Below are 18,218 nucleotides of genomic sequence, written 5' to 3'. Positions count from 1 at the left end.
TAACGGCTGCCTTTTTGTTATTTCGCCGCCAATAAATAGGAATCAATACTTGCTTAAAAGGCGGTTAACTCCTATGATCCATGCGCTTTTTCTGTTTTATCTTATTTCTATAACTCGTTGAGATCCCCCAATGCTAACTTACCCGCTCTCAGGCAGTTCATCTGAACTGGTCATTAATGTGTTAACTATGGTGCTAACTGAAGGAAAACCTTTAGATCGCGCTTATTCACATAACTTTTCAGGTATGCAATATCCACCTGCGGAGCTAGCAAGAATTACTCTCGTTACTGGTGATATTTTGCGTCGTTTGAACCTTTACTGCTATTTGGTTGATATCAAAGCAGAAGATATTGAACGTACCGGTTCTAAATTATTAAACGGCTGGCATTTATTCCACGATCTTGATTTACCAAAGATGGAATATGCATTACAAGTTGATAGCGCACAGTTTGCCGAGCGTCTAGAGGTTGCAAAAGCACAACCGGCTTTGTGGGATGGCTGCCCAGAGTGGCTTGACGAGTTAGGTGCCGCCCAACTGGGTGAAAAATGGCCTGCAGAAAGATCGGCTTTAGCAACAGCGCCAAAACGCTATATTCGCGCTAACAGCTTAAAAGGCACCCGTGAAGAATTAAAGCAACGGTTAACTAAAGAGTTGGTCGCTACTGTAGAGGTTGAAGGCGTTGAAAGTGCGTTAGAGATACGTTCAGATTCTGCATTATTCAAAACTGAAGCCTTTAAACAAGGCTATTTTGAACAACAAGATGCCGGCTCGCAGCTCGTTGCTGCTGCAATTGATGCAAAACCAGGTATGCGAGTTGTTGATGCTTGCGCCGGCGCTGGTGGTAAAACTTTGCACATTGCCGCACAAATGCAAGGTAAAGGTCGTTTACTTGCTATGGATGTTGAGCAATGGAAACTTGATAACCTCAAAATTAGAGCAAGAAGAGCAGGCGCGCATAATGTTGAAACCCGCATTATCGCTAGCAGCAAAACCATTAAACGGATGAAGTTGACTGCTGACAGAGTCCTACTCGATGTACCTTGTTCAGGTTTAGGGGTGTTAAAACGTAACCCAGATTCTAAATGGCGTGACACGCCAGAAAGATTACCGGTATTAATTGAGCTACAAAAAGACATTTTGCAAAGCTATAGCCGAATGGTAAAAGTGGGCGGTATATTAGTCTACGCTACCTGTTCAATCATGCCTGATGAAAACAGAAATCAAGTTGATGCCTTTTTAGCTGCAAACCCACATTTTACATTATTAGATGATGAATTAATCTTGGTTGCTGAGCATGGTTTTGATGGTTTTTATTTAGCAAGAATGGAACGCATAAGCGAAGTGTAAATTTATTGTTTTAAAATAAAATCATACCGAATAAAAACAGTGCAGTTAGATAACTTCACTGTTTTTTATGCCTGCGATATATAGCCAATAAATGTAGCATTGCTTTAGTGATAAATGTTAGTGACTAGTCGAAGAGATTCATAATAAACAGATAGTTACTCGCTTAGTGTTGCAATTAACCTTAAGAGTGAATAATCTGCATTAACGGTAAGTAATAAAGCCAGATGGTTTATTCTCAAAAGGAATTTTATGGATAGCGGGCAAACTTTTGCATCACAATCAGCAAACTATGATGTGTTAACAACATGTGCTTCTAATAATGACCGTTATAGCCAAATTCTTACCATGCTCTTAGCGGGTTCCCCATTACGAGAAATTCTCCATTCATTAGTCTTATCAATCGAAGCGCAAAAGATTGGCACCAGAGCGTCAGTGCTATTAATGAGCAATGACAAGAAAAGGTTGTTAACCGGAGCGGCCCCCAGTTTACCGGAACAATATAACCAAGCTATTAATGGCATTGAAATTGGGCCGATAGTCGGTTCATGCGGCGCTGCAGCAGCCACCGGCGAAAGAGTTATTGTTGAAGATATCGCCACTCACCCGAATTGGGCACCTTATAAAGAATTGCCGTTAAAGGCAGGGCTAAAAGCTTGCTGGTCAGAACCCATTATCGACTCTACTGGCAACGTATTGGGCACTTTTGCCATGTATTACGATACCCAAAAGTCACCATCAGCATTGGATCTAGAACTGATTCAAGAAGCCGCTCGATTGGCAAGTCTTGCCATTGAACGAAGCCAAGGACTACACCTACAAACACTCACCAGTAAAATATTCAGTAAACTGCCTATGGGCTTATTGATCGTTAACGAAAACAATACCATTTTGTTTATTAACCCTGAGTTTAAAAGTATCTGTGGCGATATTACTGTTGACTCAGAGAGCTTTGAACCAAAGCGCTTTTTCGAACATTCTCAGCAAGAAAATATCACGTCTTTAATGAAAAACCTTGCTATCGGTAGAACTTGGCAAGGTGAGTTAACAGGCCGCAAACGTAATGGCAAGACCTTTGATGCTGAAGTAACGGTAACCTCATTTAGGGATTACCATGGTGAACAAAATTGTTTTTCTTGGTTAATTGCTGATATCAGTGAACACAAAGATGCCAGCAAGCTTATCCATTTTCAGGCTAATAATGATGCATTAACCCGCTTGGCCAATCGTCGTTATTTTGTTGAGAAAATCTATGATTATGTTTGGCAGCAAGAGCGCAGCAAGCAAACTGGGGTAGGTTGCTCAATCATATTGATGGATATTGATAATTTTAAACTGATAAATGACAGCTTAGGTCATGAGTGTGGTGATCGATTATTAATTGAGGTAACCAAAAGATTAGCCCCGCTGTTTCCTGATATGTGCACTTTTGCCCGAATAGCAGGTGATGAATTTGGCGTGTTCATACAAGGTAAAGTGTCTGCAGACGAACTCATTGAACTTGCCAAACAAATCAATCAAGTTGTAAGCGCTGTTTTTTGGCTTGATCGTAAAGCTATCCAAACTTCTATGAGTATTGGTATCTCACGTTATCCTGAAGATTCTACTGAGGTTGATGCTTTAATTAATTGCGCCAGCCAAGCAATGCATAATGCTAAGCTTAAAGGCCGAAATGGTTATCAATTTTTTGATCAAAGCATGCAGAAAAATGCAGAAAGAACCGCTTTTTTAAACATGGAATTAAACAAAGCCTTAAGTCATGATGCTTTTGAACTGTATTTTCAGCCCATTTTGTCGGCTAAATCGACGCATGTTGATAGCGCTGAAGTGTTACTCCGTTGGCCGCTTAATGGTGAGTTCATTTCGCCAGAAGAATTTATACCTATTGCTGAACAATCAGGGCTGATTGTCCCAATCGGTAAATGGATTAGGCGACAAGCGCTAGATTTAATTTATGACTATTGGCAACAAGGACGTGCGATTAGTTTGTCAGTAAATGTCTCTACTAGTGAATTTATCACTGCAGAGTTACAACAACAATTCATTAGCTTTTTTGAAGAGTATCTGCTGGAAAAATCCATAGCAAACTTTCCATTTCATTTATTAACCATAGAAATAACTGAGTCAGTAATGATGGAGCAGCATGAGAAGGTTGAACAGCTGCTGAGTCGATTAAGAAATTGGGGCATCAAAATTTCAGTGGATGATTTTGGTACCGGCTATTCTTCTCTATCCTATTTAGCTAACTTTCCGGTAGATCAAATCAAAATCGATAAAAGTTTTATTCAAAAAATTGAGCAGGGTCCTAGACATAAGGCGCTAGTGGAAGCAATTACGACCATGAGCCATGCACTTGATTTATCAGTCACTGCAGAAGGTGTTGAAACCCAAGCACAGCTGGATTTTGTTAAGCAAAACAATGTTGATGCTATTCAAGGCTACTATTTCTATAAGCCTTTGCCTAAACAGGCGCTCATCGAATTACTCGCACAATAAATTCAGCAATAGTAATACAGTAAAACTACTTTCCTTGTATTGTGACAAGTAGTTTTCTGCTGCCGCCATGATTGCGATGTTCACCTAAATACAGCCCTTGCCACATTCCTAATGCTAATTGACCATGGGTGATGGGTAGGGTTAATTCACAGCCCAGTAAACTTGATTTTAAATGGGCTGGCATATCGTCACTGCCTTCATAAGTGTGGATGTAATATGGTTCATTCTCTGGCGCCACATTATTAAAGTATGCTTCAAAGTCTTGCCGAACAGTTGGATCTGCATTTTCGTTTACAGTAATGGAAGCTGAGGTGTGTTGCAGCAATATGTGCACTAAGCCAATATCAAACCTTGCTAATTCGGGTAATTGAGTTAATACCTCTTCAGTAATTAAATGAAAGCCACGAGCTTTTGGCTTTAATGATATTTGTTTTTGGTACCACATATAAGTCTGCTTTTAATCGCTATTTTGATGATGAATTGTAGTGAATTTCAGCGATTTGACCAACAGTAGAAAGCACTAATTTTAAACATTGTAGTAGGATAATGAACTGTAAGCATAAAGTATGACTAAAATGACTCATATTAGCCATTGTAATTACTGTAACCCTTGCTGAGTGTTGGCTTGAGGTGCTCACTGGTTTTAATTAATAAACGCTAACTAAAATTGCGCATTTTATTAAGTTAGCAAAGTGCTTGCTCAGTGGTGCTGATAAAGTGAACGATTCTGGATGGATATTGCTTGTAAACAGCTTAAGATACAAATTGTTGCATAATTGTTTAATCCATAAAAAAAGCTGCTCATTGAGCAGCTTTTTAGTACTTAAACCATCAGATATTGATTAGTTTAGCAGGCTTGTTGGCTCGGTAAACTCAAGTGCTAATGCTTCAGCAACTTCTTTACAAACAAGCTTTCCGTGGATGACATTTAAGCCATTTAGTAGGTGCTTATCTTGAAGCAATGCAGACTTATAACCTAAGTTTGCAAGCTTAATAATGTAGGGAAGCGTGGCATTATTAAGGGCAAATGTAGAGGTGCGAGCCACAGCGCCAGGCATGTTTGCAACACAATAATGAACCACATCATCAACAATATAAGTTGGCTCTTGGTGAGTCGTTGCATGAGAGGTTTCAACACAACCGCCTTGGTCAATGGCGACATCGACAATGGCACTGCCAGGCTTCATACGGGTAATCATATCGCGGGTCACAAGTTTTGGCGCAGCAGCGCCAGGAACCAGTACACCACCAATGACTAAGTCTGCTTCTAATACGTGGCGTTCAATGGCATCAGCAGTAGAGTAAATGGCTTTAACTGCAGAACCAAATTGTACATTTAAACGACGTAGAGCATCGATGCTACGATCAAGCACAACCACGTCAGCGCCCATGCCTACAGCCATTTGTGCAGCATTAGTACCGACCATGCCGCCGCCAATAATAACTACTTTGGCTGGTTCAACACCTGGAACACCGCCCAGTAACATACCGCGGCCGCCTAGTGATTTTTCAAGTGCACGCGCGCCTGCTTGAATCGACATACGCCCAGCAACTTCTGACATTGGCGCTAATAAAGGAAGGCCACCACGGTCATCTGTTACGGTTTCATAGGCGATACAAACAGCCTTACTTTTTATCAAATCTTCAGTCTGTGGTAAGTCTGGTGCAAGGTGTAAATAAGTGAATAGAATTTGGTCTTCACGCAGCATGGCGCGCTCAATAGCTTGTGGCTCTTTAACCTTCACTATCATATCTGATTGAGCAAACACTTCAGCTGCGGTTGCTAAGATTTCTGCACCGGCATCAATATAATCTTGGTTAGTAAATCCAATGCCAATACCTGCATCTGATTGAACAAATACATCATGACCTTTAATTGTTAATTCACGAACGCTTGAAGGAACCATACCAACACGGTATTCATGGTTTTTGATTTCAGTAGGGATACCAATAATCATTTTGAGCCTCTAATTGATTTTTACTCGTTTTTACGAGCCAGTAGTTATTATATTCGATGACCTGAACGTGCTTATTTCAGGGAAGTCTAGTATAGTGCCCCTGACGCAGTTTATGCTGCTAAACTTTACACATTAAAAGATGAATATGTTGTTTTTGTGCTAAAGCAAGGTTAATAATATGGCAAATAATAAGAAAAATTCTGTGAAAGATTTAGATCGGATTGACCGTAATATCCTCAACGAACTTCAGATTGATGGTCGCATATCAAATGTGGAGTTATCTAAGCGTGTTGGCCTGAGTCCAACACCATGTTTAGAACGAGTTAAACGTCTTGAGAAACAAGGATACATTAATGGCTACACTGCATTAGTTAATCCTCATTACTTAGGTGCATCGTTACTTGTATTTGTGGAAATCACCTTAACTCGAGATACCCCTGATATTTTTGAACGCTTTAACAAAGCCGTTCAGTTGTTAGATGATATTCAAGAATGTCATTTGGTTTCTGGCGATTTTGATTACCTACTAAAAACCCGCGTATCAGATATGTCAGCTTATCGTCGTTTGTTAGGTGAGACATTACTTAAGTTACCATCAGTTTCTGATACTCGTACTTACGTGGTTATGGAAGAAGTTAAGCAAACTAATAAAGTTGCCTTAAATTTATTAGCTGATACTTACTAAATTTAATAACCAATAAAAATAAAGGGCATTGCCCTTTATTTTTTTTGCCAAAAATTTACAGCAAGCTTAATCTTAGGCTTAAAAGTAACCAACTTAAGCCAGATTAAAATTATTTATCTTCTACAGTCATCTATCTGAAAACATTAGGTTGAGCTTGGCATCCGCGCGTTGCATAATCACTGCATACACATTGATATTCTGTTATTGTTATCATTCTTTTTAAATCTTATTTGGGTGTTTTCGTTTGTCTCAGGGAAATAGTCTTCAAACACTTAGTGGCCTTCAGCGTCTTTTGGAAGGTGGGTTGATCATTTGTTGCATGACTGCAACTTATATTCTTATTGCACTTAGCAGCTTCGATCCTAATGATCCCGGCTGGAGCCAGTCGCATTTCCAAGGTGAAATCAGTAATCTAACTGGCGCAGTTGGCGCATGGACAGCAGATGTTCTATTTTATTTTTTCGGCTTCATAGCCTATCTCATACCAATAATTATTGCTGCTTCTGGCTGGTTCATTTTTAATCGTACTCACAAGCTGTTTGAAATCGACTATTTTTCTGTCGGTTTAAGGATTATCGGTTTTTTACTGGTGGTATTTGCATTGGCAGCGTTAGCGAGTATGAATGCCGATGACATGTATGTATTTTCTGCTGGCGGAGTGGCAGGGGATGTGATCAGCCAAGCAATGATGCCTTACTTTAATAACCTTGGAACAACTTTATTACTGCTATGTTTTATCGGCGCAGGCTTTACTTTAACTACCGGTATAAGCTGGCTAACCGTTATTGAAAGTACAGGTCTAGCCACTATTTGGTGTGTTAAAAAGATCATTAGTATCCCAAGTTATTTATCAGCTAGTAACGAAACCGAAGATACCCGCGGCTTTATGTCTGTCGTTGATAAATTTAAACAGGACCGTGGTGACGATGCTGGCAACGTAAAGCATGACAAAGCTGAGCTTGATGCTGCAGCAATTGATCTCACTAGTATGCCGCATAATGAGGCTGAAGTTACTGCAGCAATAGAAACTGATGAATTAGAAGAAAAACCCTCTCTTTTCAGCCGTATTAAATCGAAAGTGAAACCCAGTCGCGACAAAGAAGAAACTAATTTGGCAGGTGACTTAGAGCAAGATGTAGAGCCAAGCTTTGGCGCTGAAATAGACCATGAGGCTAAATTAACGTCACATAATGGTAGACTTGAACCCAAATTAAACGCCAGCAATGATCACCAAGACGATGATAATTTAACCCCAGCTTGGATCGCATCAGGGGATGCCCCCGCAGCTGATTTCACACAAGCGAATCATCATTTAAGTGAACAGTCTGAGGCTCATGTTAGTCATAGCGACTCGTTAGGTGAAGCATTCAGTCAAGCTAATAGCACAGGTGCAACAGCGACCTCGCAGCCAAACCCTGCCACTACAAAAGCTGTTGAGCAAGCGCGTATTGTTGAAGGAATTGTGGTGTTGCCAGGCCAAGAACCCCAAATAGTTTATGGCCAAACTAAAGTTGAAATGCCGCCACTGCCAAGTATCACCTTATTAGATGTACCTGATAGAAAAGAAAACCCAATTACCAAAGAAGAACTAGATATTGTCGCGAGGTTGGTTGAAACTAAGCTGGCTGACTTTAATATTGTCGCTAATGTTGTTGGGGTATTCCCAGGCCCTGTGGTGACTCGATTTGAACTTGAATTAGCCCCTGGTGTCAAAGCCTCAAAAATCACTAATTTGTCGAAAGATTTAGCCCGTTCATTGTTAGCAGAAAGTGTCCGCGTTGTTGAGGTTATTCCAGGTAAAGCCTTTGTGGGTCTTGAATTGCCTAATAAATTCCGTGAAACGGTATTTATGCGCGATGTTTTAGACTCTAAAACCTTTGAAGAAAGTAAATCTGATTTATCCATGGTGCTGGGACAAGATATTGCTGGCGATCCCGTGGTGGTTGATTTAGGTAAAATGCCGCATTTATTAGTTGCCGGTACTACAGGTTCGGGTAAGTCAGTTGGCGTCAACGTGATGATCACCAGTATCTTGTATAAGTCTGGTCCTGATGATGTGCGCTTTATCATGATTGATCCGAAAATGTTGGAGCTTTCCGTATATGGCGGTATTCCACATTTGTTATGTGAAGTCGTCACCGATATGAAAGAAGCGGCTAATGCACTACGTTGGTGTGTTGGTGAAATGGAGCGACGTTACAAGTTAATGTCAGCGCTTGGCGTACGTAATTTAAAAGGTTATAACGCTAAAATTAAATCAGCCATAGAAGCAGGTGAACCGATAGTTGACCCATTATGGAAGTCATCTGAAAGTATGGATGAACAGGCCCCTGAGTTAGAAAAATTACCCTCTATTGTGGTAGTGGTCGATGAATTTGCTGACATGATTATGATTGTCGGTAAAAAGGTTGAAGAGCTGATTGCCCGTATTGCGCAAAAGGCCCGTGCAGCGGGTATACACTTAATCTTAGCCACCCAAAGACCTTCAGTGGATGTCATTACTGGTTTGATTAAAGCAAACGTGCCAACACGTATCGCTTTTCAAGTGTCATCAAGAATTGACTCTAGAACCATTTTAGATCAGCAAGGCGCAGAAACACTACTCGGTATGGGTGATATGCTGTACTTGCCACCAGGTACCAGCGTACCTATTCGTGTCCATGGTGCTTTCATTGACGATCATGAAGTCCATAAAGTCGTTGCAGACTGGCATGCTCGTGGTAAGCCACGTTATATTGAAGAAATCCTTAATGGCGTCAGTGAAGGTGAGCAAGTATTGCTGCCTGGTGAAGCTGCAGAATCTGATGATGATACTGATCAGTTATATGATGAAGCGGTTGCGTTTGTCACTGAAACCCGCAGAGGTTCAATTTCAAGTGTGCAGCGTAAGTTTAAAATTGGTTATAACCGCGCGGCGCGGATTATCGAAATGATGGAAACCCAGGGGATTGTCAGTACACAAGGTCATAATGGTAATCGTGAGGTTTTAGCTCCTCCGCCACCGAGAAACTAACCTCGGACCGAACATAACAATCACTGCGCTTATAGCCAGTTTGGCCAAATAAACCGTTATAATGAAGCCATTAATAATCAACCTTATAAAGAAAAAGCCTTAGTGACAAAAAGCATAGCCACTAGCCTTAAAAGTTTATCGCTAAGAATTAGCAATACAGTATTAGGAATTTATATGAACAAGCGTTTTGCTGTTGTTACAGCCTTAGCATTATTATTGTCAGGCAACGCGTTAGCTGATGAATCAGCGCAATTGCGTGATCGCTTAGCCAAAGCCGACTCATTAAAAGCTGATTTTACCCAGCAAGTTACCGATATAAACAATAAAGTCATTCAGTCAGGTAAAGGGGTATTTGCCCTTGCTTATCCAAACAAATTTTACTGGCATTTAACTGAGCCTGATGAGTCGCTCATTGTGGCTGACGGTAAAGATTTATGGATTTATAACCCTTTTGCTGAAGAAGTTTCAGTCATGGATTTTGCCGATGCTATTGACGCATCTCCAATGGCTTTGTTAGTTCATCGCGATGAAACAACTTGGTCTCAGTATCGTGTTGAGCAAATTCAGCCAGAGTCAGCTAAAGCCTGTTATTCCATTAAGCCCAAAGCGGATGATTCAAGTGTGGTGACTGTCACTGTGTGTTTCAATGAGGCAGAGCTTACTGATTTTAATTTGTTAGATGAGCAAGGCAATTACAGTCAGTTCACGTTAACAAATCAAACCAAGGTTGCGGCAGACGAAAACGGCTTATTTGAATTTACCGTACCGGCAAACGTTGATATTGACGATCAACGTTCAAGCCTAGCTCAGTAGGTTATAGTGTCTACTTTAGGTTTCGATTTTGCCCCAGACTTTCGTCCTTTAGCCGCAAGAATGCGCCCAAGGGAGATAAGTGAGTATGTAGGGCAGCAGCATTTACTCGGTAAAGGGCAACCACTGCGCCAAGCACTTGAGGCCAATCGAGCTCACTCTATGTTGTTATGGGGCCCTCCTGGCACAGGTAAAACCACCTTAGCTGAATTGGTGGCGCATTATGCCAATGCCCATGTAGAGCGCATTTCGGCGGTTACCTCAGGGGTTAAAGAAATTCGCGCCGCCATTGAGCAAGCTAAAGCGGTAGCTCAAAGCCGTGGTCAGCGTACATTATTGTTTGTGGACGAAGTCCATAGATTTAATAAAAGCCAACAAGATGCGTTTTTACCTTTTATCGAAGACGGTACTGTTATTTTTGTTGGCGCGACCACTGAAAACCCATCTTTTGAGCTAAATAACGCCTTATTGTCTCGTGCCAGAGTTTATTTAATCAATCGCTTAGATAGTGATGATATTGCCGCGATTATCAATCAAGCATTAATGGATACTGAGCGTGGTTTCGGTAAACGTGGTTTTACTATTCCTGAAACAGTAATGCAGCAGTTAGCTTCAATTAGTGATGGTGATGCGCGCAAAGCATTAAATTTACTCGAGTTAATGAGTGACTTGGTTGCTGATAACGGTGAATTTACTCAAGAGATGCTGACGCAAGTCGCTGGGCATCAAATGGCCGCTTATGATAAAAATGGCGATCAATTTTATGATTTGATTTCTGCGGTGCATAAGTCAGTGAGAGGCTCAGCTCCTGATGCTGCTTTGTATTGGTATTGTCGAATACTTGAAGGCGGCGGTGATCCTCTCTATGTTGCACGTAGATTATTAGCTATTGCCTCTGAAGATGTAGGAAACGCCGATCCTACTGCAATGAATATTGCGCTTAATGCTTGGGATTGTTATCACCGCGTTGGGCCTGCTGAAGGTGAGCGTGCTATCGCCCAAGCGATTGTATACTTGGCCAGTGCGCCAAAAAGTAATGCGGTTTACACCGCCTTTAAAGCAGCAAGAATGCTTGCAAGCGAAACAGGGCATGAATCAGTGCCAGATCACTTACGTAACGCACCGACTCAATTGATGAAAAATATGGGTTTAGGGGCAGGGTATCGCTATGCTCATGATGAACCAGGTGCCTACGCAAATGGGGAGAATTACTTCCCTGAGTCAATAAAAGATAGCCAATTGTATTATCCAACTGAGCGCGGCTTTGAAAAAAGAATCAAAGACAAACTTGCCCATTTAGCAGAACTAGACCGAACCAGTGAGGTAAAGCGCTATGATTAGCATGAGCAATATCATGTTTGTGGCCCTTGGTGGTTCAATTGGGGCTGTTTTTCGTTATCTAATCTCAATTTTCATGCTTCAGCTATTTGGAAGCAGTTTCCCTTTTGGTACACTGTTGGTAAATGTATTGGGATCATTTTTGATGGGTGTGGTTTATGCCATTGGTCAAGCCAGCCAGTTAAGTCCTGAATTAAAAGCCATGATAGGTGTTGGATTGTTAGGCGCCTTAACGACTTTTTCTACTTTTTCCAATGAAACATTATTGCTAATGCAAGAAGGTCTTTTTGCAAAAGCTATTCTCAACGTGTTGTTGAACGTTGTACTGTGTATTTTCATGGTATATGTCGGTCAGCAGCTAGTTTTTTCTCGCATTTAACTATTAAGAATATAAAACATGTTAGATCCAAAATTTTTGCGTAACGAACTTGAAGTCACCGCTGAGCTGTTAGCTAAGCGTGGGTTTATCCTTGATATTAGCCGCCTTACCGCTTTAGAAGAAAAGCGTAAGTCGCTACAAGTGGCCACAGAAGAATTGCAAGCATCCCGAAATGCAATTTCTAAGTCCATTGGTCAAGCAAAGGGTCGTGGTGAAGATGTCAGTGAAATCATGGCTAAAGTAGGGGACTTAGGTGCTCAACTGGATGCGAAAAAATCTGAACTAGCTGAATTGTTAGCTGAGTTAAATGCTATTGCTATGAGCATGCCTAACTTACCAGATGACGCAGTACCAGCCGGTGCTGACGAAAATGATAACGTTGAAGTCCGCACTTGGGGCGAGCCAACTAAGTTTGATTTTGAAGTTAAAGATCATTTAGATCTTGGCGAAAACTTAGATGGATTGGATTTTAAGAGTGCAGTAAAAATTACAGGCTCTCGCTTCATTGTAATGAAAGGCCAAATCGCACGCCTAAACCGCGCTGTGGGTCAGTACATGTTAGATCTACATACTGAAAATCACGGTTATTCAGAAATGTATGTGCCATTACTGGTTAACGAAGAAAGCTTATTAGGCACAGGTCAGCTACCTAAGTTTGGTGAAGATTTGTTCCACACTAAACCGGCCACTGAAGAAGGCCAAGGCTTAAGCTTGATTCCAACTGCTGAAGTACCTTTGACCAATGTAGTACGTGACACTATCGTTGAAGAAGCTGATTTACCACTTAAAATGACGGCATTAACGTCTTGTTTCCGAAGTGAAGCGGGCTCTTACGGCCGTGATACTCGTGGTCTAATTCGTCAGCATCAGTTTGATAAAGTTGAACTTGTTCAAATTGTTAAACCTGAAGATTCAATGAATGCGTTAGAAGAGCTAACAGGTCATGCTGAGAAAGTACTAGAAGGGCTAGGCCTTCCATATCGTACTGTGATTTTATGTACTGGCGACATGGGTTTTGGCGCTTCGAAAACTTACGATATTGAAGTGTGGTTACCTGCGCAAAACACCTACCGCGAAATCTCTTCTTGTTCAAACATGAAAGATTTCCAAGCACGTCGTATGCAAGCACGCTACCGTGGTGTTAATGACAAGAAACCAACTTTGGTTCATACCTTAAACGGTTCAGGCCTTGCTGTTGGTCGTACAGTAGTTGCTATCCTTGAAAACTACCAAAATGCAGATGGCTCTATTACCGTGCCTGACGTATTACGTCCGTATATGCGCGGCCTAGAAAAAATAGGCTAAGTCTTCGCTAGCGTTAAGGCGTTATCTGAGCCTAAAAAAAACCAAACATCATGTTTGGTTTTTTTGTGCCGTAAATTTAGCAGGTCTGGTTACATGATAGTTAAAGGCACTTAGCAGGTTTTGGTAAGCCTGCGATTTTAGTCGCCTGTTTAGCTGGGCCCACAGGAAAGAGGGTATAAAGGTATTTTGAATTACCTTTATCAGGCCCTAACGTCTGACCTATGGCTTTCACTAGCACGCGGATAGCAGGGCTTGTCTTGTATTCAAGATAAAAGTTACGCACAAAATTAACCACTTCCCAATGTTGCTCGGTTAATACGATATCTTCACCTGCAGCCAAAATAATTGCCATATCAGGTTGCCAATCAGCAACGTTTTTTAAATAACCTTGAGCATCAACTTCTATTTGTTGTCCATTAAATTCAATTGAATTTACCAAGTAATCACCTTCGTGTGTTTCAATGTAGCCAGTACAAACTGGTCATAATCAATAATTGAGATATTAGCGCTGCTAGGTAAAAGTGCTGTTAAGCCTCGAGCTTGTATATCTTCAGATAATATATAAATCTGTATATCTAGCAATTTTTGCTGCCAATGGCTTTGTAATAAGCAATTAATCGCATCGTCAGCAAGGATGATACTGTCTTCACTAGCGATATAACGTAAGCAGCAATTTAGCGCGTTGTCAGTGGTGGCTGAGGTTTGAATGTGATGTAAAATCATTAGTAAACCACCACTTCATCACTTTGCGCTAATAATTGCTTAATGGCATTGCTATCAGCTAATTGCGCCTCAAAATTAAACTTGTCTTCAGTGATGCCAAATTGTTTTGCTGACTGCTCACACACTAAAACGGTTTCAATATCATAAATATTAAGAGCTTTAAACGTCGATAGGTAATCTTTACTGCCGACTAATTCTGGCTGCTGATTTGCTAGCAGGTGCAGCACAGCTTCATCAGTAAAAACCACGCTAACTTGTTGCTCAAAACTGGCACTGAGTAACGCAAAGTCTAAGCCTTCACGGCTGGAACTATTGCCCAACGGGCTTTGTCTGAAAATAACGCAAATTTGCTTCATGTGGTTACCTTGCCAAGTGATTTAAAATCAGCATTAAAAGCACACTAATCGATCTGATGTTTCAATACCTGTGACCAGCTCACCTAAACCACCCATTTCAAATGGGGCGCTAGAATTGAACTGTGATTTAGTGTTTTCGATGGCATCTTGCTGTGACAACACACCGCGGCGCAGCGCTGCTGACACACAATTTATCAACTGAATATTGTGTTCAGTTGCCAAGTTTTTCCATGCTTGGTGCAAGTCATATTCATCAGAGGCAGGACAGATTAATTGGCTACTATTAGTCACGCCGTCTTGATAAAAGAAAATACGCGTAACTTGATGGCCTAATGACAATACACTTGTCGTAAAGCGCAGCGCTCTAAAGCTCGCTGTTGAGCCATAAACCGTGCCATTAACTTGGATAATAAATTTATTCATAACAATAAAAAATGGCTCCTGTAAGGGAGCCATTTTAGCGTAGTAAGCCGATTAATCACAAGGTCAGAACCAAATGAATAATCAAGTAACTTAACGCCTAGTCATCATTACCCATGCCCATCAAGTGTAATAGCGCCATGAATAGGTTGATGAAGTTTAAGAACAACGAAATCGTTGCACGGATATAGTTAGTTTCGCCACCATTTACAATACGGCTTGTATCATAAAGGATTAAGCCTACCATCAACATTGCTACAGCAGCTTGAATAGCCATAAATGCAACACTGTTACCAACAAACATGTTGATCAGTGATGCGCCGATAACCACAATCAGACCAGCAAAAAGGAAGCCGCCCATGAAGTTGAAATCTTTCTTAGTGCTAATTGCATAAGCTGATAAAGAAATGAAGATAACTGAGGTTAAGCCAAACGCTTGCATAATAAGTTCAGGGCCGTTAGCTAAACCTGCGTAGTGGTTTAAAATGTATCCTAATGATGCACCTTGCATACCCGTAAAGGCAAAAATCCATGCAAGCCCTGAAGCATTGTCTGCTTTTTTCAGGGTCACCATCATCACCACGATACTACCAAGTGATAGTCCGATTGACATGAAAGGGCCAATGTTCATCATCATTGCTACACCAGCCATTACAGCGGCAAAGGCAAGCGTCATCGACAATAGCATGTAGGTATTTTTGATCAGTTTATTGGTTTCCATCGTTGTAGCTTGATGGCCCGATAAAGTTTGTTGATTCATAACAGTCTCCATAGACTCGAAAAAAACTGTAATGACGCAATAAGAGTCACTACAAAAGATATTTATTAAATTATTTAGATTTATAATACCTTAGCTTTAACACAGCTTAAAGGTATATAAGTGTCACTGTCATGTTAACTATTATTTAATGACACATGTTCATATAAAAAATTGTCCTAAACAACATTTTTACTAAGAAAGCTGAACTGAACATTAAATTACCATTACAACTTGTTAATAATGTCATCAAGATGCTGGCTTTGTGGTTATGCGAGCCACTCTTGATGTAACTTATCGGTATCACCTAAGTATTCTAAAACCCACTCAAGTGCAGGTGACATCTTTTCTTGATTCCACGCTAAACAGCAAGGGCTTGCATTTCTTGGATGTTCTAAGGTTTTTTCAATTAATACCCCAGAGTCGATAAAGGGTTTTGCAAGGTTTCTAGGCATATAGCCGATACCTGAGCCATCACGGAAACAATTGAACGCTCTTATCCAGTCTGGTACCACTAATCGCCGCTGATTGGCCAGCAACCAAGTTGTGCGTTTGGGTATTTCCCTTGAAGTATCTTCTAAACAAATAGAGGGATAGATGCGTAATTCATCGTCTGTTAATGGGCGATCAATTTCTGCTAGAGGGTGGTTACGACTGACTAAAAACGACCATTGAATCTCGCGCATATCTTTATACTGATATACGCCGCCCACAGGAATAGCTGTGGTTGCACCTATGGCGATGTCACTGCGACCTGTTGCTAATGCTTCCCAGACCCCATTAAACACCTCAATACGGATGATGAGTTCAACATCGTCAAAGTGACGATAAAAGTCTGCAATTAGTACACTAATACGATCAGCGCGGACAATATTGTCTAAAGCGATAGACAGGGTAGGTTGCCAGCCATTAGCGACACGTTGAGTGCTACGCTTTAAGTCATTCATGTCACCCAATAGCTCTCTTGCGTGGGCGACAAAATGTTTACCGGGTTCCGTTAAGCTGACACTGCGATGATGCCTTTCAAACAAAATGACACCAAGTTCATCTTCGATTTGTTTTACGGCATAACTGACTGCTGAAGGAACTTTGTGTAATTGATTGGCTGCTGCCGTGAAACTACCTAAGCGAGCGACAATGTCGATCATTTCCAATGCTTGTTCTGAAAGCATATCTTGCTATCCTTTGCTGTGAAAATTTATGAATGCAGTCATCAAAACTAAACGTTTCACATTGCTTTTGCAAGTGATTAGACTGCACGCTGATTTTTAATTAAGCCACTTTCGGACACTTTTTTTATGAAAAAAGCATCATCTACCTCTGCCAATGTGCAGTACTTTATTTTATTAGGCTACTTAGCACTGTTAAGTATGCTGGGCTTTATTGCCACCGACATGTATTTACCTGCATTTCAAAACATAGCTGACTCATTTGATACCAGCTTAAACAACGTCGCTTTTTCATTAACGACTTTCTTAGCGGGTTTAGCTATCGGCCAATTACTTTATGGTCCATTAGTTGAAAAAGTAGGCAAACAAAAAGCCTTAATAATTGGTTTAGTTATCTTTGCAGCAGCCAGCGCCTTAATTGTCGCCAGTAACTCGATTATTATGCTTAATATCGCACGTTTTTTCCAAGCGTTAGGTGCCTGTAGTGCTGGTGTAATTTGGCAAGCTATTGTCGTTGAAAAATATGATGCTGAAAAAGCGCAAAAAGTGTTTTCAAACATCATGCCTTTAGTTGCGCTATCACCTGCTGTTGCACCTCTCATTGGTGCATCAATTGTTGATACATTTGGCTGGAGAGCAGTTTTCATTACTTTAGCAATACTTGCGGTTTTGCTTATCGTTATGACCAAGCTGTTAGTTGCACCAGAGAACAAACAAGCAGAACCAGAAGATAATATCAGCTATAAAACCATCTTAAAAAACACCCGGTTTTTAGGTAACGTGGTTATATTTGGTGCATTGTCTGCAGCATTCTTTAGTTATTTAACGGTATGGCCAAGTGTAATGATTAAATTTGGTTATGAAGCTAAAGCCATTGGCTTGAGCTTTATTCCACAAACCATCATGTTTATCGTAGGTGGTTACATGAGCAAAGTACTTGTTAAAAAATTCGGTACCACACAGGCGCTTAATTATTTATTGGGACTGTTTTTCTTCTGTGTTGCAACCATTGCAATAGCGACTTTGGTAATCCCAATGGAATCAATTTATCCGCTATTGGTAACCTTCTCATTACTTGCTGCAGCTAACGGTGCGACTTATCCTTTGGTCGTCAACAATGCCTTACAGCAGTTCAGTAAAAATGCCACCAAAGCTGCAGGTTTACAAAACTTCCTTCAGATTGGTATGGCGTTCGGCGCATCAAGTATTGTCGCGATGTTCGTACAATATAATGAAGTGACTATCGGTTTAGGTATCGTATTGAGTGCTGTTGTTGCTTACTTAGGCTATTTATTGTCAAAGCATGATAGTTGGGCTTCAGTAACAAATAACTTCATAAAGCCAGATCCTGCTAGCATCGCACTTCACGCTAATAAAAACAGCGCAGATTGATGCTAACTTAAGCAAACAGTAAAGAATCTTAAATTTATGCTTTACAGCAGCGAGTGAGATAGCTATTATCTC

The 18,218-nt window shown here is 40.8% G+C and carries 17 protein-coding genes; 9 read left to right on the top strand and 8 right to left on the bottom strand.

Annotated elements, in window-relative coordinates; translation table 11 throughout:
- Nucleotides 1-130: 130 nt before the first annotated feature.
- The gene (locus AB4140_RS10050; protein ID WP_372000815.1) at nucleotides 131-1,348 is read left to right on the top strand and encodes an RsmB/NOP family class I SAM-dependent RNA methyltransferase; all 1,218 of its coding nucleotides are present in this window, start codon (nucleotides 131-133) and stop codon (nucleotides 1,346-1,348) included.
- A 249-nt stretch (nucleotides 1,349-1,597) separates the two neighbouring features.
- Nucleotides 1,598-3,841, top strand: coding sequence for an EAL domain-containing protein (locus AB4140_RS10045; RefSeq protein WP_372000813.1), 2,244 nt, complete (start codon nucleotides 1,598-1,600; stop codon nucleotides 3,839-3,841).
- A gap of 25 nt (nucleotides 3,842-3,866) precedes the next feature.
- Here the strand turns inward: AB4140_RS10045 and AB4140_RS10040 are convergent, their stop codons facing one another.
- Together AB4140_RS10040 and ald are read right to left on the bottom strand one after the other, a co-directional pair.
- Nucleotides 3,867-4,286, bottom strand: coding sequence for a secondary thiamine-phosphate synthase enzyme YjbQ (locus AB4140_RS10040; RefSeq protein WP_372000811.1), 420 nt, complete (start codon nucleotides 4,284-4,286; stop codon nucleotides 3,867-3,869).
- A gap of 397 nt (nucleotides 4,287-4,683) precedes the next feature.
- On the bottom strand, nucleotides 4,684-5,799 hold the full coding sequence (ald, locus tag AB4140_RS10035; protein WP_303413146.1) for an alanine dehydrogenase: 1,116 nt from the start codon (nucleotides 5,797-5,799) through the stop codon (nucleotides 4,684-4,686).
- A 178-nt stretch (nucleotides 5,800-5,977) separates the two neighbouring features.
- Here ald and lrp point away from each other — a divergent pair, with 178 nt between their 5' ends.
- The 6 genes from lrp to serS all read left to right on the top strand — a co-directional run bounded on the left by lrp (nucleotide 5,978) and on the right by serS (nucleotide 13,329).
- Nucleotides 5,978-6,484 (top strand): leucine-responsive transcriptional regulator Lrp, encoded by a 507-nt coding sequence (gene lrp / locus AB4140_RS10030; RefSeq protein WP_076537850.1) that lies wholly within the window; start codon nucleotides 5,978-5,980, stop codon nucleotides 6,482-6,484.
- 244 nt (nucleotides 6,485-6,728) lie between these two features.
- A complete protein-coding gene (locus AB4140_RS10025) occupies nucleotides 6,729-9,497 on the top strand; it encodes a DNA translocase FtsK 4TM domain-containing protein (RefSeq protein WP_372000809.1) in 2,769 nt (922 codons plus the stop codon).
- A 174-nt stretch (nucleotides 9,498-9,671) separates the two neighbouring features.
- A complete protein-coding gene (lolA, locus tag AB4140_RS10020; RefSeq protein ID WP_303413150.1) occupies nucleotides 9,672-10,310 on the top strand; it encodes an outer membrane lipoprotein chaperone LolA in 639 nt (212 codons plus the stop codon).
- 6 nt (nucleotides 10,311-10,316) lie between these two features.
- Nucleotides 10,317-11,648: a replication-associated recombination protein A gene (locus tag AB4140_RS10015; protein WP_372000807.1), complete on the top strand. Its 1,332-nt coding sequence runs from the start codon at nucleotides 10,317-10,319 to the stop codon at nucleotides 11,646-11,648.
- A gap of 1 nt (nucleotide 11,649) precedes the next feature.
- Nucleotides 11,650-12,024: a fluoride efflux transporter CrcB gene (gene crcB, locus AB4140_RS10010; protein ID WP_076537957.1), complete on the top strand. Its 375-nt coding sequence runs from the start codon at nucleotides 11,650-11,652 to the stop codon at nucleotides 12,022-12,024.
- Nucleotides 12,025-12,042: 18 nt separating this feature from the next.
- Nucleotides 12,043-13,329: a serine--tRNA ligase gene (serS, locus tag AB4140_RS10005; RefSeq protein ID WP_372000805.1), complete on the top strand. Its 1,287-nt coding sequence runs from the start codon at nucleotides 12,043-12,045 to the stop codon at nucleotides 13,327-13,329.
- A gap of 100 nt (nucleotides 13,330-13,429) precedes the next feature.
- Here the strand turns inward: serS and AB4140_RS10000 are convergent, their stop codons facing one another.
- The 6 genes from AB4140_RS10000 to punR form a co-directional block, all read right to left on the bottom strand.
- Nucleotides 13,430-13,768 (bottom strand): TusE/DsrC/DsvC family sulfur relay protein, encoded by a 339-nt coding sequence (locus AB4140_RS10000; RefSeq protein ID WP_102437393.1) that lies wholly within the window; start codon nucleotides 13,766-13,768, stop codon nucleotides 13,430-13,432.
- On the bottom strand, nucleotides 13,762-14,052 hold the full coding sequence (gene tusB / locus AB4140_RS09995) for a sulfurtransferase complex subunit TusB (protein WP_102437395.1): 291 nt from the start codon (nucleotides 14,050-14,052) through the stop codon (nucleotides 13,762-13,764). Before tusB ends, AB4140_RS10000 begins: the two co-directional genes overlap by 7 nt.
- Nucleotides 14,052-14,408: a sulfurtransferase complex subunit TusC gene (gene tusC, locus AB4140_RS09990; protein WP_303446215.1), complete on the bottom strand. Its 357-nt coding sequence runs from the start codon at nucleotides 14,406-14,408 to the stop codon at nucleotides 14,052-14,054. Before tusC ends, tusB begins: the two co-directional genes overlap by 1 nt.
- A 33-nt stretch (nucleotides 14,409-14,441) precedes the next feature.
- Nucleotides 14,442-14,831 carry a sulfurtransferase complex subunit TusD gene (tusD, locus tag AB4140_RS09985; RefSeq protein WP_102437399.1) on the bottom strand — a complete coding sequence of 130 codons (390 nt, stop codon included), beginning with the start codon at nucleotides 14,829-14,831 and terminating at the stop codon, nucleotides 14,442-14,444.
- Between the two features lie 97 nt (nucleotides 14,832-14,928).
- Nucleotides 14,929-15,588 carry a Bax inhibitor-1/YccA family protein gene (locus AB4140_RS09980; RefSeq protein WP_102437401.1) on the bottom strand — a complete coding sequence of 220 codons (660 nt, stop codon included), beginning with the start codon at nucleotides 15,586-15,588 and terminating at the stop codon, nucleotides 14,929-14,931.
- A gap of 266 nt (nucleotides 15,589-15,854) precedes the next feature.
- A complete protein-coding gene (punR, locus tag AB4140_RS09975; protein WP_102437403.1) occupies nucleotides 15,855-16,757 on the bottom strand; it encodes a DNA-binding transcriptional activator PunR in 903 nt (300 codons plus the stop codon).
- Nucleotides 16,758-16,883: 126 nt separating this feature from the next.
- Between punR and punC the strand changes: the two genes are divergently transcribed.
- The gene (punC, locus tag AB4140_RS09970; RefSeq protein WP_102531543.1) at nucleotides 16,884-18,146 is read left to right on the top strand and encodes a purine nucleoside transporter PunC; all 1,263 of its coding nucleotides are present in this window, start codon (nucleotides 16,884-16,886) and stop codon (nucleotides 18,144-18,146) included.
- Nucleotides 18,147-18,218: the final 72 nt, after the last annotated feature.

The organism is Shewanella sp. 10N.286.51.B2, from assembly GCF_041469265.1.
Lineage (GTDB): Bacteria > Pseudomonadota > Gammaproteobacteria > Enterobacterales > Shewanellaceae > Shewanella.
The sequence above is the reverse complement of the archived record's forward strand: the minus strand, read 5'-3'. Positions and strand labels throughout refer to the sequence as shown.